The sequence below is a fragment of the Psychrobacter immobilis genome, from assembly GCF_904846285.1.
Classification (GTDB): domain Bacteria; phylum Pseudomonadota; class Gammaproteobacteria; order Pseudomonadales; family Moraxellaceae; genus Psychrobacter; species Psychrobacter immobilis_D.
The window spans coordinates 1-960 of record NZ_CAJHAD010000067.1 but is presented as its reverse complement, the minus strand read 5'-3'; the positions used below and the strand labels follow the sequence as shown (position 1 = coordinate 960).

Sequence of the window (960 nt, the reverse complement as noted above, 5' to 3'; positions counted from 1 at the left end):
GTACCTGGAGGTCGCACAGCTGCACCTGAAATCACAGTGATTATCAAAGATGATGCTGTGTATGAAGCAGATGAGCGCCTGAGCTTTGTTATTGATAGTGCAGATAATGCAGCGGTAGATACCAAAGAAGCAACTGGCACAATCTTAGACACACCAAAAGATGGCGACAAGCCGACAGTAACCGTAAGCGGCGCCAGTGCTATTGAGGGTGACACCTTAGTTCATAAGGTTACCCTAAGCCATACGACTCAGACTGAAGTGAGCTATCCATTTGAATTAAAAGATGGCAGTGCCAAAGCCGGTGAAGACTACAGCAACCCGCCTACGTTTAGCAATGGCGTGACCTATGATGCGGTAACAGGCACCATTACTGTTCCAGCGGGTGTTACTGAGTTTACAGTGAGCTATCCGACGACAGCTGACAACATTGATGAGAGTGATGAAACCACCGGTCTGACGATTGATGGTGTTACTGGCACAGGTACGATCTTAGATAACAATGCCACGCCTGTGCTTAACATTAAAGCTGAGCCAAATACAGCGATTGAAGGCAGCGACGACCCTATTGTGTTTAACATCGAGCAATCAGGTCTAAGTGATCAAGCTACTAGCGTTACTGTTAAGCTTGATCTACAAGACGTGGATGCCTCAGACATTGACAGCATTGTATTGACCAATACAGATGGTAGCACCCAGACTATCACTGTGGCAGATGCTATTGCGGGTATTAAGGTGAGCATACCTGCTGGTACAGCCGCTGGCGATATGCCAAGCATTGCGATCACGCCTAAGCAAGATGATATCTATGAGCAGCTTGAGACACTGGGCATGAACCTATCAAGCCCTGTGAATGCCACTATTGGAACAGGCACAGCGACCGGTGATATCTTAGATGAATCAGACAACAGTGAAGATCCGTTTGATGGCAGCAACACTGAAGGCGATAAGCCAGTAGTGAGC

At 47.5% G+C, this 960-nt stretch carries 1 protein-coding gene; it reads left to right on the top strand.

Annotation, left to right across the window (positions count from 1 at the left end; translation table 11 throughout):
- A partial coding sequence (locus tag JMX13_RS13565; RefSeq protein ID WP_201613342.1) for a Calx-beta domain-containing protein occupies positions 1 to 960 on the top strand: 960 nt, incomplete at both ends.